The organism is Sulfitobacter sp. HI0129 (genome assembly GCF_001635395.1).
GTDB lineage: Bacteria > Pseudomonadota > Alphaproteobacteria > Rhodobacterales > Rhodobacteraceae > Sulfitobacter.
Window position 1 is genome coordinate 1 of sequence record NZ_LWGH01000689.1, and the last position, 1973, is coordinate 1973.

A 1973-nucleotide genomic window follows, 5' to 3' on the forward strand; every position below is an offset into this window, starting at 1 on the left:
AGGCGCTCGTGGTCGTTCTGGTCTTTTTGCACGGCTGGTCGCCCAATTCCCCCCTCGCCCTGATCGGGGCCTACCGCTACGTCGCCATCGGCCTGCCCATCATGCTGCTCAGTATGTTCGTGCTGATCGCTGCCGCCCTGCCTGCCCAATCGCTCGACCTGCGCGAAATCGTGATATCGCAGGAAGACATCTGGAACGTCATCCGCCAACCGCTGGGCCTGCCGCTTTTCCTGCTGCTGGGCCTGTCGCTGACCCTGCGCGGCCCGTTCGACTATGCCGACAGCACCGACCTCGCAGGCGGCACCGCTGCCGAGGATTCAGGCGCGTACCGGGCGGGCTGGCAGGTTGCCCGCCTGACGATGCTGGTGGGCTTTTCGGCGGTCGCCGCCACGGCCTTCCTCGGCGGGTATCTGGGTCCTGTCCTTCCCGGGCCGGTCTGGCTGGCGCTGAAGACGCTCGTTGTCATGGTGCTCGTGATCGGGTTGTCCCATCTGCTGGCGCGGATGCCCGTGGCGCGGATGCTGGGGCTGATCTGGAAGGTGCTGCTGCCCATCGCCTTCGTTGACCTGCTGCTGGCCGGACTGGTGGCGCTGGCATGACGGATATCGCCTTCTATACCCTCTCCGCCCTCGCGATCTGGAGCGGCTGGCGCGTCTTCCGGGTCGACTCGATGATCCGCGCGACATTCGCGCTGATGGTTTCCTTCATCTCCGTCGCGGGGATCGCGTTGCTGATGTCCGCCGATTACATTGGGGTCGCCACGGTCTTCATGATGGCGGTCGAGATGATGGTCATGGCCCTTTTCATGGTGATGTTCATGATGAACCCCGCCGGGCTCAACCCGATGCAGATGGTCCACCAGTACCGGTTTTCGATCGGTGCCGGCATCGTCGCCTTCATCGGGCTTTCGGTCGCAGTGCTGGCCACGAACCTGCCCCATAATCCCCTGCCCGCGGGCCGCGATACCATGCGCGATCTGGGCATCGAACTGCTGGGCGCCTCGATGCTGATCTTTGAAACAGCCGGGGTCACGCTGCTGGCCACCATGCTGGGCGCCGTCGCCCTGTCGAGCCGCAACGGAAGGTTCGGCAATTCCGAAGAAGGCGCGCTACCGCCGGGTCTGCACCCGGGCGGCACCCCCGCCGGTCGCAAGGTCGAAAAGGGCGGAGGTCATGGTGGGCACGGTGGCCACGGCGGTCATGGTGGTCACGGGGGACACGGCGACCATGGCATGAAAGAGTCTGACAAGGCGGGCGACAAGGGCGACACCGACGCGGGCCATATGCACCACCACGCCCCCGCCCCTGACGAAGATCACCAGCACACCCCGAAGAAGGAGCATTGAGATGACATTGACCGCCATCCTCATCGTCGCCTCCGCGCTCTTCGGGATCGGACTGTTCGGCGCGCTGTCGCAGAAGTCCTTCGTCATGCTGATGATGGGGCTTGAGCTGATGCTGAACGGCACCCTGCTGGCGGCGGTGGGCTTCTGGTCCTTCACGCTCGCGGGCGCGCCCGAGGGGCAGTTGCTCGCCATCCTGATCATGGCCGTCATGGCCGTCGAACTGGCCATCGGCTTCGCCCTCGTGGTGGCCGTCTATCGCAAACGGCAGGCCGATGTGATCGAAGCGCTGGGGACGATGAAGCAATGACGCTCTGGCTCCTCCCCCTCCTGCCCATCGTCGCGGGCGCGATCATCGCCGCGATGGGCGACCGGCCCCGGGGCTGGCTCGGCTTCTGGGCCGTGACCGTCATGGCGCTCACCTTCGCGATCGCCCTCGTCGCCGTCCTGCAGGACTGGACGGGCAGCCTGATCTGGTCCGACGCGATCCGCCTTTCCGCCGCCTTCACGCCCATATCGGCAGCGGTGGCGCTGATGGTGCCCGTCGTCGCGCTGGCCGTTATCTTCCACGCCGCGCAGCACGAAAAATCAAAGGGCCTCGGGCGTCTCGTCGGGCTGATGATCCTCTTTG

3 protein-coding genes and 1 pseudogene are annotated in these 1973 nt (G+C 65.7%); all 4 read left to right on the plus strand.

Translation table 11 applies throughout. The features are described from left to right. Window positions 1-599 (plus strand): NADH-quinone oxidoreductase subunit H (locus A3764_RS17420; RefSeq protein ID WP_067951836.1); only part of this gene is annotated, 599 nt, incomplete at its 5' end. Continuing rightward, window positions 596-1345 (plus strand): NADH-quinone oxidoreductase subunit J family protein, encoded by a 750-nt coding sequence (locus tag A3764_RS17425; RefSeq protein ID WP_082851163.1) that lies wholly within the window; start codon window positions 596-598, stop codon window positions 1343-1345. The genes A3764_RS17420 and A3764_RS17425, both read left to right, overlap by 4 nt. A gap of 1 nt (window position 1346) precedes the next feature. Further along, a complete protein-coding gene (gene nuoK / locus A3764_RS17430; RefSeq protein WP_067926906.1) occupies window positions 1347-1652 on the plus strand; it encodes an NADH-quinone oxidoreductase subunit NuoK in 306 nt (101 codons plus the stop codon). Then, window positions 1649-1973, plus strand: a pseudogene (locus A3764_RS17435) (hypothetical protein); the annotation flags it as partial. The gene nuoK and the pseudogene A3764_RS17435, both read left to right, overlap by 4 nt.